At 68.0% G+C, this 16,201-nt stretch carries 13 protein-coding genes; 8 read left to right on the plus strand and 5 right to left on the minus strand.

The genetic code is table 11. The annotated features are described in order from the left end of the window. Positions 1–16: 16 nt before the first annotated feature. Entirely contained in the window at positions 17–931 is a 915-nt protein-coding gene (gene urtB / locus ACSQ9E_RS28000) for an urea ABC transporter permease subunit UrtB (protein ID WP_057266749.1), read from the minus strand. Positions 932–1,014: 83 nt separating this feature from the next. Beyond that, positions 1,015–2,283, minus strand: coding sequence for an urea ABC transporter substrate-binding protein (urtA, locus tag ACSQ9E_RS28005; RefSeq protein ID WP_057266750.1), 1,269 nt, complete (start codon positions 2,281–2,283; stop codon positions 1,015–1,017). A 191-nt stretch (positions 2,284–2,474) separates the two neighbouring features. On the opposite strand from urtA, the gene ACSQ9E_RS28010 reads away from it, so the two are divergent. Together ACSQ9E_RS28010 and ACSQ9E_RS28015 are read left to right on the plus strand one after the other, a co-directional pair. Further along, entirely contained in the window at positions 2,475–5,912 is a 3,438-nt protein-coding gene (locus ACSQ9E_RS28010; RefSeq protein ID WP_436219738.1) for a hybrid sensor histidine kinase/response regulator, read from the plus strand. Then, positions 5,896–6,822: a response regulator gene (locus ACSQ9E_RS28015; RefSeq protein WP_436219739.1), complete on the plus strand. Its 927-nt coding sequence runs from the start codon at positions 5,896–5,898 to the stop codon at positions 6,820–6,822. Before ACSQ9E_RS28010 ends, ACSQ9E_RS28015 begins: the two co-directional genes overlap by 17 nt. Positions 6,823–6,864: 42 nt before the next feature. Here the strand turns inward: ACSQ9E_RS28015 and ACSQ9E_RS28020 are convergent, their stop codons facing one another. Together ACSQ9E_RS28020 and ACSQ9E_RS28025 are read right to left on the minus strand one after the other, a co-directional pair. After that, positions 6,865–7,017: a hypothetical protein gene (locus ACSQ9E_RS28020; protein ID WP_428002856.1), complete on the minus strand. Its 153-nt coding sequence runs from the start codon at positions 7,015–7,017 to the stop codon at positions 6,865–6,867. A 79-nt stretch (positions 7,018–7,096) separates the two neighbouring features. Then, positions 7,097–7,585: a PACE efflux transporter gene (locus ACSQ9E_RS28025; RefSeq protein ID WP_057200285.1), complete on the minus strand. Its 489-nt coding sequence runs from the start codon at positions 7,583–7,585 to the stop codon at positions 7,097–7,099. A gap of 75 nt (positions 7,586–7,660) precedes the next feature. On the opposite strand from ACSQ9E_RS28025, the gene ACSQ9E_RS28030 reads away from it, so the two are divergent. Continuing rightward, entirely contained in the window at positions 7,661–8,641 is a 981-nt protein-coding gene (locus ACSQ9E_RS28030; protein ID WP_436219740.1) for a LysR family transcriptional regulator, read from the plus strand. Here the strand turns inward: ACSQ9E_RS28030 and ACSQ9E_RS28035 are convergent. Next, positions 8,627–9,412: an MBL fold metallo-hydrolase gene (locus ACSQ9E_RS28035; RefSeq protein ID WP_436219741.1), complete on the minus strand. Its 786-nt coding sequence runs from the start codon at positions 9,410–9,412 to the stop codon at positions 8,627–8,629. The genes ACSQ9E_RS28030 and ACSQ9E_RS28035 overlap by 15 nt on opposite strands. Positions 9,413–9,503: 91 nt before the next feature. On the opposite strand from ACSQ9E_RS28035, the gene ACSQ9E_RS28040 reads away from it, so the two are divergent. The 5 genes from ACSQ9E_RS28040 (at position 9,504) to ACSQ9E_RS28060 (ending at position 16,198) form a co-directional block, all read left to right on the plus strand. Beyond that, positions 9,504–10,502 (plus strand): GlxA family transcriptional regulator, encoded by a 999-nt coding sequence (locus ACSQ9E_RS28040; protein WP_436219742.1) that lies wholly within the window; start codon positions 9,504–9,506, stop codon positions 10,500–10,502. A gap of 32 nt (positions 10,503–10,534) precedes the next feature. Further along, positions 10,535–11,395: a PPK2 family polyphosphate kinase gene (locus ACSQ9E_RS28045; RefSeq protein ID WP_436219743.1), complete on the plus strand. Its 861-nt coding sequence runs from the start codon at positions 10,535–10,537 to the stop codon at positions 11,393–11,395. A 183-nt stretch (positions 11,396–11,578) separates the two neighbouring features. Continuing rightward, positions 11,579–12,901, plus strand: a complete 1,323-nt coding sequence (locus ACSQ9E_RS28050; RefSeq protein ID WP_436176355.1) for a Glu/Leu/Phe/Val family dehydrogenase — start codon at positions 11,579–11,581, stop codon at positions 12,899–12,901. Positions 12,902–13,187: 286 nt separating this feature from the next. Beyond that, positions 13,188–14,807, plus strand: a complete 1,620-nt coding sequence (locus ACSQ9E_RS28055; RefSeq protein ID WP_436219744.1) for a class I adenylate-forming enzyme family protein — start codon at positions 13,188–13,190, stop codon at positions 14,805–14,807. Then, complete coding sequence (locus ACSQ9E_RS28060; protein WP_436219745.1) at positions 14,804–16,198, plus strand: MFS transporter; 1,395 nt, start codon at positions 14,804–14,806, stop codon at positions 16,196–16,198. The genes ACSQ9E_RS28055 and ACSQ9E_RS28060 overlap by 4 nt, the downstream gene beginning before the upstream one ends. The last annotated feature ends 3 nt before the right edge of the window (positions 16,199–16,201 follow it).

Here is a 16,201-nt window from a genome sequence, read left to right on the forward strand (position 1 = left end):
TGAAATCGACAAACGCTCAGCGGCGCACCTTGGAGGCGAACAGGCCCTGCGGCCGCACCATCAGGATCAGCACGATCAGCGACAGCGTGATCACCTTGGCCATGGAGCCGGCCAGGAAGAACTCGGTGATGGACTGGGTCTGCGCGATGCCGAAGGCCGAGACCACCGTACCCAGCAGGCTGGCCGCGCCGCCGAAGGTGACGACCAGGAAGGCATCCACGATGTACAGCGAGCCCGAGGTCGGCCCCGTGGAGCCGATGGTGGTGAAGGCGGCCCCGGCCACACCGGCAATGCCGCAGCCGATGGCGAACGTCAGGCGGTCGGTCTTTTGCGTATCGATGCCCGTGGCGTTGGCCATCACGCGGTTGGCCACCGTGGCACGGACCCTGAGGCCCCAGCGGCTTCGGTGCAGCGCCAGCAGAACGCCGCAGGTGACCACCGCCGTGAGGCCCAGCACGAACATGCCGTTGATGGGGATATCCAGGCCCTCGACGGGCGCCCAGGAGCCCAGCAGCCAGTCGGGCAGCGTAGGGCTGACTTCCTTGGGGCCGATGAAGGTGCGAAAGCACTGCTGCAGCGCCAGGCTGATGCCCCAGGTGGCCAGCAGGGTGTCGAGCGGGCGCTTGTACAGGTGGCGGATCAGCCCCCACTCCACCAGCCAGCCCGCGGCAAAGGCAAAGCCGAAGGCCGCCACGATGGCCACCGGAAAGTAGTAGGCCACCAGCTGCGGCGCATGCGTGGAGGCCAGCGTGGAGCCCAGGTAGATGGTGTAGGCGCCGATGGTCATGAACTCGCCATGCGCCATGTTGATCACACCCATCTGCCCGAAGATGATGGCCAGCCCCAGGCCCATGAGCAGCAGCACGGCAAACAGGCTCAGGCCGGCAAAACCCTGCATGAGGCCGATGTTGAGCATTTCTGAAAAGTTCATGGGTGCCAGACTCCATTCACGGCAAACAAGGGGCGGCCATGCAGCGGCCCGGCCTGGTGGGCCGGACGCTGCAGCGGGGGGATTTACTGGTAACCCTTAGGGAACGGATCGGGCTTGATCAATTCCGGCGACTCGGCGACGACCTTGAAGCTGGCGTCCGGCATGCCCATGGCGATGCGCGACTTGCTCCACAGGTGGTGGTTGGCGTCGAGCTTGACGTAGCCCTCGGGTGCGGTCTTGAGCTCGATGCCCGGCGAGGCGGCCACCACCTTGTCCACGTCGAAGCTCTTGGCCTTCTCGACCGCGGCCTTCCACAGCCACGGGCCGAGGTAGCCGGCCTGGGTCACGTCGCCGATCACCGCATCCTTGCCGTACTTGCCCTTGAAGGCGGCGACGAACTTCTTGTTGTTCTCGTTGTCCAGCGACTGGAAGTACTTCATCGACGAGAAGAAGCCCGCGAAGTTCTCGCCGCCCACGCCTGTCATCTCGTCCTCGGTGACCGACAGCGTGACCAGCAGTTGCTTGTCACCCGTGATGCCGGCAGCCTTGAGCGCCTTGTAGAAGGCCACGTTGGAGCCCCCCACCACGGCGACGAACAGGCAGTCGGGCTTTTGCACCTTGATCTTGTTCATCAGCGAGCCGAAGTTGGTGCTGCCCAGCGGGTAGTACTCCTCGCCCACGACCTTGCCTTTCTGGAAGTTCTCCACGTGCTTGCGCGCGATCTTCATCGAGGTGCGCGGCCAGATGTAGTCCGACCCGATCAGGAAGAAGGTTTTGGCCTTCTTCTCGGTCTTGGCCCACTCCAGGCTGTACAGGATCTGCTGCGTGGCTTCCTGGCCGGTGTAGATCACGTTCTTGGACTGCTCCAGGCCTTCGTAGAAGGTGGGGTAGTACAAGAGGCCGTTCTCTTTTTCGAACACCGGCAGCACGGCCTTGCGCGAGGCGCTGGTCCAGCAGCCGAACACGGCGGCGCAGTGGTCGTTGATGAGCAGCTTCTTGGATTTTTCGGCGAAGGTGGGCCAGTCGGAGGCGCCGTCTTCCTTGATGACCTTGATCTTGCGGCCCAGCACGCCGCCCATGGCGTTGATCTGGTCGATGGCGAGCTGCTCGGCCTGGATGGAGCCGGTCTCGGAGATGGCCATGGTGCCGGTGGCCGAATGCAGCTGGCCCACGGTGACTTCGGTGTCCGTCACGGCCAGCTTGGTGGTGTTGACGGCGGCGGTGGTCTGGCCGAAGGACCAGGCGGGCAGGCCCGCCATCGATGCGGCGCCCATGGCCTGCAGCAGGCGACGGCGGCCGCCGTCCGTGGAGGGAGGAAGGCCCAGGGCATTCGGATCGGTGAGGTGCTTCATGGTGAAAACGCTCCTTGCAACAGACGGGTTGGGGTGGTGTGCGGCGCTGGCCGGCTGGGTTGCCGTGGGTGCCGCGCTGGTGCCAAGATTAGGGACAACCCTGGTAAGCGCCCATACGTCAATTAACGTAGCCCCTGCGTACGCACCTCGCGGCAAGCGTTGCTAGAACGTTTCTTGCATGGGCCCCGTGCATGCCCTCCACCCCTCCGTCCGGCGCACCGCAACCTGCCCAGCAGACGATCTTTCGCTTCCGGCGCGAGTACAACGCCTGGGTGGCCGACGAGACCATGGAGGACTACGCACTGCGCTACACCCCCAAGAGCTTTCGGCGCTGGAGCGAGTTCCGCGTGGCGAACACGGCGTTCGGCTCGCTGTCCTTCCTGGCGCTGGAGGCCATTGGCGGGGCCATCGCGCTCAACTACGGCTTTTCCAACGCCATGTGGGCCATCCTCGCGGTGGGGGTGCTGATCTTCCTCACCGGGCTGCCGATTGCCTACTACGCGGCGCGCTACGGGCTGGACATGGACCTGCTCACGCGCGGCGCGGGCTTTGGCTACCTGGGCTCGACCATCACCTCGCTGATCTACGCGGTGTTCACCTTCATCTTCTTCGCACTGGAGGCGGCCATCATGGCGCTGGCGCTGCAGATGGTGGTGGACTGGCCGCTGCAGTGGTGCTACGTGGTCTCGTCCCTGGTTATCCTGCCCCTGGCCATGCGCGGCATCACGCTGATCTCGCGGCTGCAGGCGTGGACGCAGCCGCTATGGCTGTTTTTGCTGCTGCTGCCCTTCGTCTGGATCGCGCTGGCGCAACCGCAGCTGTACCGCGACTTCGCGGGGCTGTCGGGCCTCAAGAGCGGCAGCAGCCAGTTCAACCTGCTGATGTTCGGCGTGGCGGGAACGGTGATCTTCTCGCTGGTGGTGCAGATCGGCGAGCAGGTGGACTTTCTGCGCTTCCTGCCCGAGCGCACGGCCGCCAACCGCTGGCGCTGGTGGGGCGCGGTGCTCGTGGCGGGCCCGGGCTGGATCGTGATGGGCATGCTCAAGATGGCGGGCGGCGCCTTCCTGGCCTTTGCGGCACTGCAGTTCGAGGTGGGCACCACGCGCGCGGCCGAGCCCACGCAGATGTTCCTGGCGGGCTTCCACCAGGTCATGGCGGCGCTGGGCCTGCCGGGCCTGGCAGTGGCGGTCACGGTGCTCTTCGTCGTCGTCTCGCAGATCAAGATCAACCTGACGAATGCCTACGCGGGCTCGCTCGCCTGGTCCAACTTCTTCGCGCGCATCACGCGCAGCCACCCGGGGCGCGTAGTCTGGCTGGTGTTCAACGTGGGCATCGCCACGCTGCTGATGACGCTCGGGGTGTTCGGCGCGCTCGAGAAGGTGCTGGCGGTCTACAGCAACGTGGCCATCGCCTGGGTGGGCGCGCTGGTGGCCGACCTGGTGATCAACAAGCCGCTGGGCCTGTCGCCACCGGGCATCGAGTTCCGGCGTGCGCACCTGTACGACTTCAACCCCGTGGGCCTGGGCTCCATGGTGCTGGCGGCCACGGTGGCCTGCTGTGCCTATGCCGGCATGCTCGGCGAGATGGCGGCGGCGTTCTCGCCCTTCATCGCACTGGTGCTGTCGATGGCGCTGGCGCCGCTGCTGGCCTGGGCCACCAAGGGACGCTACTACCTGGCGCGCCAGCCCGATACCACCTGGCAGCCCGGCGAAGCGGTGCGCTGCACGGTGTGCGAGAACCAGTTCGAGTCCGAAGACATGGCACGCTGCCCGGCCTATGGCGCGGCGATCTGCTCGCTGTGCTGCTCGCTCGAGTCGCGCTGCCACGACCGCTGCAAGACCGGCTCGCGCGCCACCGACCAGCTGCGCGCCGTGGCGGCGCTGCTGCTGCCGCGCCACTGGGCGGCCAAGGTCAACTTCCGCATGGGCCAGTACCTGATGGTGATGGTCTCGCTGTGCGCGGTGATGGTCTTCCTGCTCGGCGTGGTCTATGTGCAGGAAAGCATCGAGACGCCCGCGCAGTTCTTGCGCATGCCGTTCTTCAAGGTGTTCGCGCTGCTGGCGCTGCTGGCCGCCGTGTGCGCCTGGTGGGTGGTGCTGAGCACCGACAGCCGGCGCATGGCGCAGGACGAATCGGAGCGGCAGACGCAGCTGCTGCTGCAGGAGATCGAGGCGCACAAGCGCACCGACGCCGAGCTGCAGGCCGCCAAGGACCAGGCCGAATCGGCCAGTCTGGCCAAGACGCGCTACGTGGCCGGCATGACGCACGAGCTGCGTTCGCCGCTCAACAGCATCCTCGGCTACACCCAGATCTTGCTCAAGAACCCGCAGACCGATGGCTGGCTGCGCGAGAGCCTGTCCACCATCCAGCACAGCGGGCAGCACATGCATGCGCTGATCGACGGCTCGCTGGAGCTGGCGCGCATCGAGGCCGGCCGCCTGCGCCTGGACCTGCTGCCCCTGCCCCTGCCCGAGCTGATCCAGAACGTGGAGGGCATGCTGCGCCCGCAGGCGGAGGCCAAGGGCCTGCGCTTCGTGGTGCAGACCGATGGCACCATGCCCGGCTGGATACGGGCCGATGCCAAGCGGCTGCGCCAGATTTTGATCAACCTGCTGTCCAACGCCGTGCGCTTCACCGAGCGCGGCGAGGTGCGGCTGCGCCTGGATTTTCGCCCGCATGTCTCGCGCATCGAAGTGATCGACACCGGCATCGGCATCGAGCCGCAAGACCTTGAACGCATCTTCCTGCCGTTCGAGCGTGGCAGCGCCGGCCGCCGCGCGAGCGAGGCCGGCACCGGCCTGGGCCTGACCATCACGCACCTGCTCACGCAGCTCATGGGGGGCGAGCTCACGGTGGCCAGCACGCCCAGCCAGGGCAGCACCTTCACCGTGCGCCTGTACCTGCCCGGCATCTCGCCCGACCCGGCATGGCGCCCGGCCCACATGGCAGCCCTGCGCCCGGTGATCGGCCACATCGGCCCGCGCCGCACGCTGCTGGTGGTGGACGACCAGCCGCTGCAGCGCCAGCTGCTGGCCGGCCTGCTGGTGCCGCTGGGCTTCATCGTGCGCGAGGCGGCCAGTGGCCTCGAATGCGTGGAGATCGTGCGCCAGAGCCCGCCCGACCTGGTGCTGCTGGACATTTCCATGGACGACCTCGATGGCTGGCAGACCGCCGCGCTGCTGCGCACGCTGCGCCCGGCATCGGAGCTGCCCATCGTCTTCGTCTCGGCCAACCAGTTCGACCATGAGCCCGGGCGCCTGGCGGCCATGCAGGTGCAGGGCTTCGTGGGCAAGCCGGTGATCGAGTCCGAGCTGCTGCGCGCGCTGCAGGCGGCGCTGCAGCTCGAATGGGTGCACGACAACACGCCGCAGCCCTTGCCTGCGCCGGTCCACAGCGACGGCAAACCGCCACCCTCCCCCGCCAGCCTGCCCCAGGAGCTGCGCGACGACCTGACCCGCCTGGCACGCCAGGGCCAGGCCGGCGCCGTGCGCGAGCTGCTGCGCCAGGCGCGCGCCGAACTGCCTGCCCATGCCGCCGCACTGGCCGTGCTACAGGCCTGCGCGGACCGTTTCGATTTCGAGGCCCTGGCCCACCACCTTCGCGAACCCGACCATGAACAGCTCCTTTGACCCATCGGCCTCGGCCAACCCCGCAGGGCCCGGCCAGCGCGTCATCCTGGTGGTGGACGATGCGCTCGACACCCTGCGCATGCTCTGCGACGCACTCGCCGCAGAGGGCTATGCCGTGCTGGCCGCGCGCGATGCGCAGGAGGCCCTGCAGCGCTTCGACATGGTGGTGCCCGACGGGGTGCTGCTGGACGCGGTGATGCCCGGCATCGACGGCTTTGCGCTGTGCCGCCAGCTCAAGGCCACGCCGCCCTGGTCGCACGTGCCCATCGTGTTCATGACCGGGCTGTCGGACACGGCGCAGATCCTGCAGGGCTTTGACAGTGGCGGGGTGGACTACGTGGTCAAGCCGCTGCGCATCCCCGAGGTGCTGGCGCGCCTGGCGACGCATGTGCGCAATGCCCAGGCCACGCGCATGGCGCGCGAGGCAGTGGACGTGGCCGGCCTGGGTGTTGTGGTGCTCGATGGACAGGGCCGCATGGCCTGGCGCTCACCCCAGGCCACGCGCTGGCTGGAAGATGCCTTTGCCCATGCCGAGGCGCCAGCAGAACTGGCCGCTGCCTGGCTGGTGCAGGCCCAGCGCGATGGCGAACAGACCCTGGCATTGGCCGACGGCCGGCAACTGCTGGCCCGGCACATGGGCGCCAGCGGCCTGGCCGAATCGATGCTGCTGCTCAGCCACGCACGGCCCGAGGCCGCGGCGCCGCGACGCCTGCAACAGGTGGCGCTGACCCCGCGCGAAACCGAGGTGCTCTCGTGGCTGACCAAGGGCAAGACCAACCGCGACATCGCCGATATCCTGGGCATGAGCCCGCGCACGGTGAACAAGCACCTGGAGCACATCTTCGAGAAGCTGGGGGTGGAGACGCGCACCGCCGCAGCAGCCATCGCGGGGCAGCTGCTGCAGGGCTGATGCGGTTGTGCGACCGGGGCGGTCCTGAGAAAGGCGGCGGCCCTATTTCATGCCGAACACGATGATGGCCGTGACCGCCACTACCCCGATGACGACCAGGCCGACCACCTGCACGACCATCTCGGCGCGAATGAGGTTGACCCAGAAGCCACCGCCTGCAGGCGGTGGCGGTTTCTTATCCTGGTTTTGATCCATGCTGGCTCCTTGATTGACTGTTTTCAGTCTAAGCAGCCCTTGCATCCCCCGGGTAACAAAGCGCACATTGCGTGCGGCGTCAGACCTGTGCAGCCCCCTGCGCACTGGCGGGCAGGCCGAACACGTGGTCGAACACCCAGTTGAAGACAAAGGTGTAGCACAGGAAGAAGACGATCATGCCGATGTCCATCACCAGTGCCTGCCACAGGCTGATCTGGAACCACCAGGCGAAGATCGGCACCAGGGTGATGACAAGCCCCATCTCGAAGCTCACGGCATGCACCACGCGGCGTGCTGCGCTGCGCCCGCGTACCTCCTGCCGCGCCTCCCAGCGCTCGAAAGCCCAGTTGAACAACACGTTCCACGCCACGGCGATCAGGGCTGCCACGGCAGCGATCACGCCGGCATGCGCCGCGCCCTGCCCCGAGAGAAAGGCCAGCCCCGCCGTGGCGGCTGCAATGGCGATGAGTTCGTACAGCGTGACGTAGACGACGCGGCGCTTGACGCCCTGCAGGCCGGCGGCGGTCTGGGTTGCTGTCAGGGAAGTGGTGGTGTTCTGCGATTCCATGGGCAGGACTGTATGTGCCAGCGGCTGATATAAAAAGTTAGCTTGTGTCAGTTTTTCTGATAGATTGAGCCCTCTATGGCTTTTTCGTCGGACAACATCCAGGTCTTCCTGTCCGTGCTGGACCAGGGCTCCTTCTCGGCAGCGGCGCGCAGCCTCTCGCGCGTGCCCTCGGCCGTGAGCATGGCGATTGCCCATCTGGAGGCGGAGCTGGACATGCCGCTCTTCGACCGCAGCGGCCGCGAGCCCCGGCCCACGGCGGCGGCCCGGGCACTGGAGCCCCAGGCGCGGCTGCTGGCCGGTCAGCTGCAGCAGCTCAACGCGCAGGCGCTGTCGCTCACCCAGGGGCTGGAGGAACGGCTCACGGTGGCGATTGCGCCGGAGCTACTGGCATCGCGCTGGACCGAGCCGATCGCCGCCCTGGCGCGCGAGTACCCGCTGCTGCAGGTGGAGGTGCTGGCCGCGCCCCAGGTCGATGCGCTCGAGTTGCTGCACACCGGGCGGGCGCAGCTGGCGCTGGTGTTCGAACGCCCCAGCATCGACGGACGCGAGGGCTTCCAGGAGGTAGGCAGCGAAACCCTGGTGGCGGTGATGGCGCCCGACCACCCGGTGCTGCATGCCGCGCGCGAAGCCGCCACGGAGCGCGGCGAGCCGGCCGGGGAGGCGCAATTGCGCGAGGAGCACCTCACGACCACGCGGCAGATCGTGGTGGCCAGCCGCGACCTGGCGCAGATCGACCGGCGCTTCGTCTTCGCGCGCCACCACTGGCGTACCGACAACCACCTGGCCGCCCTGGGCCTGATCGAGGCCGGCCTGGGCTGGGGCTGGCAGCCGCGTGCCCTGGTGCAGCCGCGCATCGATGCCGGCACGCTGGTGGAGATGCCGTTCGAGAACCTGAGCAATGGCACGGCCCTATGGGTGGACGTGGTCTGGTCCAAGGAGCGGCCGCTGGGCCTGGGCGCGCGACGCTTCGTGGACCTGATGTCGCACGACGCACATCGGGCTGGACACCCCGCCGAACAGGTCTGCTCCACGACGCCCGCATCAGAACACGCGTGACTCGCCATCCTGCGGAATCCACAACCGTTGCTGCACGCCAGCCTCTGCGGCCAGACCCGCCAGGCCGGAGCGCGTGGTAGGGCAATGGTCGAGGGCTTCCAGGTGGTTGGCCACCACCGTGCCGGGGGCCAGGCTGCAGGCCTCGATCACGTCTTTCCCATCCATCAGGATCTCGCCCCCCAGGTCGAAGCGCGCGCCTCCTGCCGGCAGCACGGTCACGTCGGGGCGCAGGCGGGTGAGACAATCGCGCACCTCGGGGGTGAGCACCGTGTCCCCGGCGATGTAGACGCTGGGCTCGCCCGGCATCTCGATCAGGTAACCATGGCCATGCTCCATGAGGCGGCCGACCCAGCCGCGCCCGTGCAGGCAGGCAATGGGCGTGATGTGCCCACTGCCCAGAAAGGGCTGGCGGCCCGGGCCCGCCAGCGGCTGCACCACCAGGCCGCGCGCGGCGAGGTACTCTGCATCGCGGGGCATGCAGAAGACGGGTGTGCTGCGCCCGCGCAGGAACTGCTTGCCCGCGCGGTCCAGGTGGTCGAAGTGGCCACGCTGGCAATGGGTGATGAGGGCATGGGTCACGCGGCCCAGCACGGCCTCGGTACCGTCTGGCAGCTCCACTATGGGGTTGCGGCGGCGCGTGCCGCCCAGGTAGCGCAGCGTGGGCAGGCCGCCCTGGGGTGAGAGCATGGGGTCGACCAGCAGGGCCACGGGCGCGCCCTGGGCCGTGAATTCCAGCACGATGGTGGCGTTGCGCAATTGGGTGATCTTCATGGGGCAGGTGCTGCGGCAATGGATGAAGCCCTATTGTTCAAAGGCGTGCGTCTGGTGAAAATGGCTGGAATGGACAATTCATTGCCAATCCATGCCACGCCCGGACACTGATTCCCCTTTCCCCGCGCGCGCCCTGCGCCTGGCCCTGCTGCTCTACGAGGGCTGCATGCCGGCAGGCCTGTTCGCCACGGCCGACATGGCGCGCGCGGCCAACCTGCGCGCGGGCCGGCCGCTGTTCGACGTGCAGTGGGTGGGCCTGGACCTTCAGCCGGTCCCCACATGGCACGGGCCGGCGTTGACCCCGACGACCACCCTGGCCCAGGCGCAGGCCGATGCCGTGCTGTTGCCGGGCCTGTGGCTGTCGTCACCCGACGAGGTGCAGGCCCAGCTGCGCCCCCTGCAGCCCCTGGTACGGGCGCTGCGCGCCCTGCCGCGCCCCACGCAGCTGTGGAGTTACTGTGCCGGCGTGGTGCTGCTGGCCGCCAGCGGCCGGCTCGATGGCCACACGGCCACGGCCACCTGGTGGCTGCAGGCGGCGTTGCAGCAGGAGTTCACGGCCGTGCAATGGCGCTTCGATGAACCCCTGGTGGCGCACGCAGCGGCCACCACCGCCGCGGGGGCCAGCGGCTACCTGCCGCTGATGCTGCACGCGCTGGCGGCACGGCTGCCGCCCCAGGCAGTGCAGGACCTGCAGGAGGTGCTGATGCTGCCCCGCCCGCGCGCGACCCATCCGGTCTTTGCCGGGCTGGACCTGATGGCCCAGGCGGAGCCCGCCCTGCGCAGCGCCATGCTCTGGGTGCAGCGCAGCCCGGCCCAGGGCCTGTGCCTGGCCGACCTGGCGGCGGCCATGCACCTGTCCACCCGCACCCTGGCGCGGCGGGTGCGTGCGCACACGGGCCTGTCTGCGGCACACTGGATGCGCCGCATCAAGCTGCGGCAGGCCGCAGATGCCCTGTGCCAGACCCGCCATCCGCTCAAGCGCATCGCCCAGGACCTGGGCTTTGCCAGCGAGGCCGGCCTGCACCGGGCCTTTACCCATGCGGTAGGCCAGACCCCCATGGCCTACCGCATGGCCCACGGCAACCATTGATACCCCCTTTCAAACCACTGGAGATGCACACCATGACCCCTCCCTTCCAGAGCAGCAGCAAGGCCTTCGGCGAGCGTTGGTCGGCCTGGCAGCCCAAGGCGGGCGGCAAGAAAGGCAAGACCTCTGCCCTGGCCGACTGGGACCCGGGTGCCAAGCCGTTCTCGCTGGGCAGCAAGGCCGAGGACAAGGCTGCCGTCGAAGCGCTGGCGCTGGAGCTCGACGAGTTGCAGAACCTGTTCTATGCCGACAAGCGCTACAAGCTGCTGGTGGTGCTGCAGGGCACCGACACCTCGGGCAAGGACGGCACCATCCGCGGCGTGTTCGGCCGCATGAGCGCCCTGGGCGTGCACACCGTGGGCTGGAAGGCCCCCACCGAGACCGAGCGTGCGCACGACTACCTCTGGCGCATCCACCAGCAGGTGCCGCAGGCGGGCGACATCACGGTCTTCAACCGCAGCCACTACGAGGACGTGCTGGTGCCCGTGGTCAACGGCTGGATCACGCCCGAACAGCAACAGCAGCGCCTGGCCCACATCAACGATTTCGAGCGCATGCTCAGCGAGACGGGCACCATCGTGCTCAAGTTCCTGCTGCACATCAGCCCCGAGGAGCAGCGCCTGCGCCTGCAGGAGCGGCTGGACGACCCCGCCAAGCACTGGAAGTTCAGCATGGGCGACATCGAAGTGCGCAAGCAGTGGAAGGACTACCGCCGGGCGTACGACACCTTGCTCAACGCCACGCACACACCCTGGGCGCCGTGGACCATCGTGCCGGCCGACTCCAAGACCCACCGCAACCTGATGATCGCCACCGTGCTGCGCCAGGTGCTGCAGAACCTGGACCTGCGCTATCCGCCGGGCGATCCGCTGCTGGCGGACTTCAAGGTGGAGTGAGGCGGCCCTGCCTGTCGCGAAGGGGCACTGGCACGACCCCTTTGCACTGACTCGGCGAAGGCCAGGATCGACTTTTCAAGGTTATGCGCCGATTGCATAATCCTGTAACACTCCGGCCTTGGACAGGCTTGCGGGGCAGGAATAAGCTTCGTGGCTTGAACTTATCCCACAAGGAAATTCACCATGTCGCAATCTTCCGGCGCGCCGGCCACCCCCTCCAAATTGGGCGCCGTCCACACCCTGCCTTCGTACCTGCAGGCCGACAACCTCGGGCCCTGGGGCATCTACCTGCAGCAGGTGGACCGCGTCACGCCCTACCTGGGGCATCTGGCCCGCTGGGTGGAAACCCTCAAGCGCCCCAAGCGCGCGCTGATCGTGGACGTGCCGATCGAGCTGGACAACGGCACCATCGCCCACTTCGAGGGCTACCGCGTGCAGCACAACACCTCGCGTGGCCCCGGCAAGGGCGGCGTGCGCTTCCACCAGGACGTGACACTGTCGGAAGTGATGGCCCTGTCGGCCTGGATGTCGATCAAGAACGCGGCGGTGAACGTGCCCTACGGCGGTGCCAAGGGCGGCATCCGCGTGGACCCCAAGAAGCTCTCCATGGGTGAACTGGAACGCCTGACGCGCCGCTACACCAGCGAGATCGGCATCATCATCGGCCCCACCAAGGACATCCCGGCACCCGACGTGAACACCAACGGCCAGATCATGGCCTGGATGATGGACACGTACTCGATGAACACCGGCTCCACCGCCACCGGCGTGGTTACCGGCAAGCCCGTGGACCTGGGCGGCTCGCTGGGCCGCGTGGAAGCCACCGGCCGCGGCGTGTTCACCGTAGGTGTCGAAGCCGCCAAGCTCACCGGCCTGCAACTCGAAGGCGCCCGCCTGGCGGTGCAGGGCTTCGGCAACGTCGGCGGCATCGCCGCCAAGCTGTTTGCCGAAGCCGGCGCCAAGGTGGTGGCCGTGCAGGACCACACCGGCACCATCTTCAACGGCAAGGGCCTCGATGTGCCGGCCCTGCTGGCGCACGTGAAGATCCGCGGTGGCGTGGGCGGCTTTGCCGGCGCCGACACCATGGCGCCCGAAGAGTTCTGGGGGGTGGATTGCGAGATCCTGATCCCCGCCGCGCTGGAAGGCCAGATCACCGAGCACAACGCCGGCCAGATCAAGGCCAAGCTGGTGATCGAGGGCGCCAATGGCCCCACCACCCCCGAGGCCGACGACATACTGCACGACAAGGGCGTGCTGGTGCTTCCCGACGTGATCGCCAACGCCGGCGGTGTGACAGTGAGCTACTTCGAATGGGTGCAGGATTTCTCCAGCTTCTTCTGGAGCGAGGACGAGATCAACGCCCGCCTGGTGCGCATCATGCAGGACGCCTTCGCCGGCGTGTGGCAGGTGGCCCAGGAGCACAAGGTGAGCCTGCGCACCGCCACCTTCATCGTGGCCTGCCAGCGCATTCTGCACGCCCGCGAAATGCGCGGCCTGTACCCTTGAGTCCCTGCTCTATCCAGAACTGAAGCGGCCCACCCGACCGCCCTCATTCGAAGCCAACCGCCAACGCCGCACCCGGCACTGGCGGTTTTTTCATTGCAGGCGCTCCTGCGGAAGAGGCTGTTGCGCGCGGGCGACGCTGCGCAACCGCGTTGGTGCCTGTTGTCGGCATGAAGCGACCGCTTGGCGTTGCCTGAAACAGGCGGATACGAGCGCCAACAAATGGAAATGTTTGCCCCGGAAGGTGCATGGGAGACTGCCTGGCATCACGCCCAACCAGGAGACAACGGTGGCCCTTCCCTCCCTGCGCAGCGCCGTGGCGCGCTTCCTGCTGAGCCGCCTGCGCACCGCCCGTGCGGTGGCCCGCCTGGCCTACCGCCTGCATGGCAACAAACGCGCCCTCATCGACCGGCGCGGCACCCTGACCTACAAGCAGCTGCACGAGCGCGTGCTGCGCCTGCACGGCTGGATGCAGTCGCAGGGCGTGAAACAGGGCGACATCGTCTTCACTTGGTTGCCCGAGACCGGCGAGCAGTACGAGACGCGCCTGGCCACGTTCGAAAACGGCACCATCTTCGCCAGCTTCCACAAGCACCTGTCGGCGCAGGCGGCGCTCGATACGCTGCTGCGCGTGAAGCCCACCGTGTTCATCCACGACCCGGCGCTGAGCGAACCCATTCTGGCCACCGTGCGCGAGCGCATGCCCGGCCTGCACATCCTGGCCCTGGGCAAGCCCTACGAGGACGCGCTGGCCCAGGCCACGCCCACGCGCGGCACGGCCAAGGTGCACGAGGACGAGGTGTTCGCACTGCACATGACCTCGGGCACCACGGGGCTGCCCAAGGCCATCGGCTATACCCACCGCAAGTACCTGGACAGCGTGCGCTTCATCGCGCAGTCGATCAACTTCACGCCCCCCGCCAGCGGCCAGGACATCAACATGCTGGGCCTGCCGCTGACGGGGCCGGGCTCGGGCCTGGTGCTGCCCACGCTGCTCTCGGGCGCGGTGCTGGTGATGCCCGAGAACTTCCGCTCGGCCACGCTGGCCGGGCTGATCGCGCGGCACAAGGTTTCGCGCGCCTTTCTCTCGCCATCGGCCATCATCGACCTGCTGGACGACCCGGAGCTGCCACGCTACCGCCTGGCCTCGCTCACGCACGTGCCCTATGGCTCGGAGATGATGCCCGCGCCCAAGATCGCCGAGGCGATCCGCCACTTCGGACCCATTTTCCAGCAGGGCTACGGCTGCCTGGAGGCGCTGCCGCCCATTACCTGGCTGCTGCCGCACGAACATGTGGACGCGAGCGGCGCGCCCGCCAGCCTGGACATCCTGTCCTCCGTGGGCCGCGTCATGCCTGGGGTGGAGGTGGTGGTGCGCGATGACGACTTTACCCCCCTGCCCCTGGGCTCCACAGGCCTCATCACGGTGAAGACGCCGGTCAGCTTCGAGCGCTACTGGCACGACCCCGAGAAGACGGCCGAGACCCTGCGCGATGGCTGGGTGGTGATGGGCGACACGGGCTATTTCGACAAGGCAGGCTACCTGCACGTGCTGGGCCGCAATGCCGACCGCGTGCACAAAGGTGGCCGCATGCTCAATCCGCGCGAGGTGGAAGAGGTCACGCACCAGCACCCCGCCGTCAAGGAATGCTGCCTGGTGCAGCATGGCGAGCAGGCCGTGCTGGTGGTGAGCCTGCGCCAGAGCTGGCGCACCGAGCACAGCTGGCGCGCGCTGGAGCACGACATCACCGAGTACCTGGGCGAGAACCTGCCCGTGGCGATGCAGCCCGACCGCGTGCACATCGTGCCCGAGATCCCGCGCAGCTTCCTCAACAAGATGCTGCGGCGCGAAGTGCGCGCCATGCTGAACGCCGAGGAGCCCGTGGCCGAACTGGCGCACGCACTGTGAGCGGGCCCACCCCCGCGCAGGCAACCACCACCACGCTCACGCTGGGCACCAAGCTCAGCTATGCCGTGGGCAATGTGGGCCTGCAGATGCTGATCGCCGCCATGGGTTTCTTGCTCATGATCTTCTACACGGACGTGGCCCTGGTGCCGCCGGCCGTGGCCGGCGCCGCGCTGCTGGTGGGCAAGGTCTGGGACACCGTCAACGACCCGCTGTTCGGCTGGGTGACGGACCGCACGCGCTCGCGCTGGGGCCGCCACCGGGTGTACCTCATCTACGGCGCCATTCCGTTGGCCGTGGTGTCAGCTGCGGTGTGGATGGTGCCGCCGGGCCTCTCGCCCGTCGCGGCGTTCCTGTGGATCGCCATCACCTACACGCTGTTCGACACGCTGATGACACTGGTGCAACTGCCCTACCAGGCCATGGCCGCCAACCTCACGCGCGACTACGACGAGCGCACCAGCCTCACGGCCTTTGCGTCCCTCGGTGCACTGCTCGGCTTCTTCGCGGGCAGCGTGCTGATGCCGGTGCTGGTGCGTGCCGCGCCCGATGCGCGCACGGGCTATGCGCTGGCGGGCGCCTGCTTCGGCTTGGCCGCCGGCATGGCGGTGGCCGTGGTGGCCTGGCGCGTGCGGGAACCCGCGGCCGAAGAGGCTGCGGCCGATCCGGCACCCGCCTGGGACTCGGTGCGCCGCACCTTGCTGGGCACGCTGCGCAACCGGCCCTTCTTGCTGCTGGTGAGCGCCGCCGGCCTGGTGCGCCTGGGCCTGACGCTGGTGCAGGGCGCGCTGGCCTACTTCGTCATCTACCAGTTGCAGGGCACGCAGGGCGACCTGCCGCGGCTCATGGCCATCCTGCTGGGCGTCGTGGGCATCTCGCTGTTCGTCTGGAAGCGCGTGGTGGACCGCTGGGAAAAGAACCGTGCCTACCTGCTGGGCCTGGTGTTCAGCGCCACCGGCCTGTTGGCGCTGTACTGGATCGGACCGGGCCAGCAGGGGGCCGTGCCGGTCGTGCTGGCGCTGATCGGCATCGGTATGGGTGCGCACTGGATCGTGCCGTTCGCGATGGTGCCCGACACCATCGACCACGGCCACATGCTCGCAGGCGAGCGCACCACCGGCATGTACTACGGCCTGTTCGGCCTGGTGGACAAGATCGCGCGCACCCTGGCCACGGTGGTCGTTGCGGCCGTGCTCGACCTGACGCACTACGTGCCCAACGTGGCCCAGTCGGCCCAGGCGCTGGGCGGCATACGGCTCATGACCGGCCCGCTGCCCGCGCTGTGCCTGGCACTCGCGATACCGCTGCTGCTGGCCTACCCGATCACGCGCGCACGCCACGGCGAGATACGCCGTAGTGTGGGCGATGTGCGGGACAGCCAGTTCGCTGGCTGAGAC

It is taken from the genome of Acidovorax sp. LjRoot118 (genome assembly GCF_964253575.1).
In the GTDB taxonomy this organism is placed as follows: Bacteria; Pseudomonadota; Gammaproteobacteria; order Burkholderiales; family Burkholderiaceae_C; genus Acidovorax.

Bases quoted from the DNA above. Each gene is read 5' to 3' on its own strand.
- ACSQ9E_RS28025 (WP_057200285.1), bottom strand. From the start codon at position 7,585: ATGGAATCGCAGAACACCACCACTTCCCTGACAGCAACCCAGACCGCC.
- ACSQ9E_RS28015 (WP_436219739.1), top strand. From the start codon at position 5,896: ATGAACAGCTCCTTTGACCCATCGGCCTCGGCCAACCCCGCAGGGCCC.
- ACSQ9E_RS28020 (WP_428002856.1), bottom strand. From the start codon at position 7,017: ATGGATCAAAACCAGGATAAGAAACCGCCACCGCCTGCAGGCGGTGGC.
- ACSQ9E_RS28045 (WP_436219743.1), top strand. From the start codon at position 10,535: ATGACCCCTCCCTTCCAGAGCAGCAGCAAGGCCTTCGGCGAGCGTTGG.
- urtB (WP_057266749.1), bottom strand. From the start codon at position 931: ATGAACTTTTCAGAAATGCTCAACATCGGCCTCATGCAGGGTTTTGCC.
- ACSQ9E_RS28050 (WP_436176355.1), top strand. From the start codon at position 11,579: ATGTCGCAATCTTCCGGCGCGCCGGCCACCCCCTCCAAATTGGGCGCC.
- ACSQ9E_RS28040 (WP_436219742.1), top strand. From the start codon at position 9,504: ATGCCACGCCCGGACACTGATTCCCCTTTCCCCGCGCGCGCCCTGCGC.
- ACSQ9E_RS28035 (WP_436219741.1), bottom strand. From the start codon at position 9,412: ATGAAGATCACCCAATTGCGCAACGCCACCATCGTGCTGGAATTCACG.
- ACSQ9E_RS28030 (WP_436219740.1), top strand. From the start codon at position 7,661: ATGGCTTTTTCGTCGGACAACATCCAGGTCTTCCTGTCCGTGCTGGAC.
- ACSQ9E_RS28010 (WP_436219738.1), top strand. From the start codon at position 2,475: ATGCCCTCCACCCCTCCGTCCGGCGCACCGCAACCTGCCCAGCAGACG.
- urtA (WP_057266750.1), bottom strand. From the start codon at position 2,283: ATGAAGCACCTCACCGATCCGAATGCCCTGGGCCTTCCTCCCTCCACG.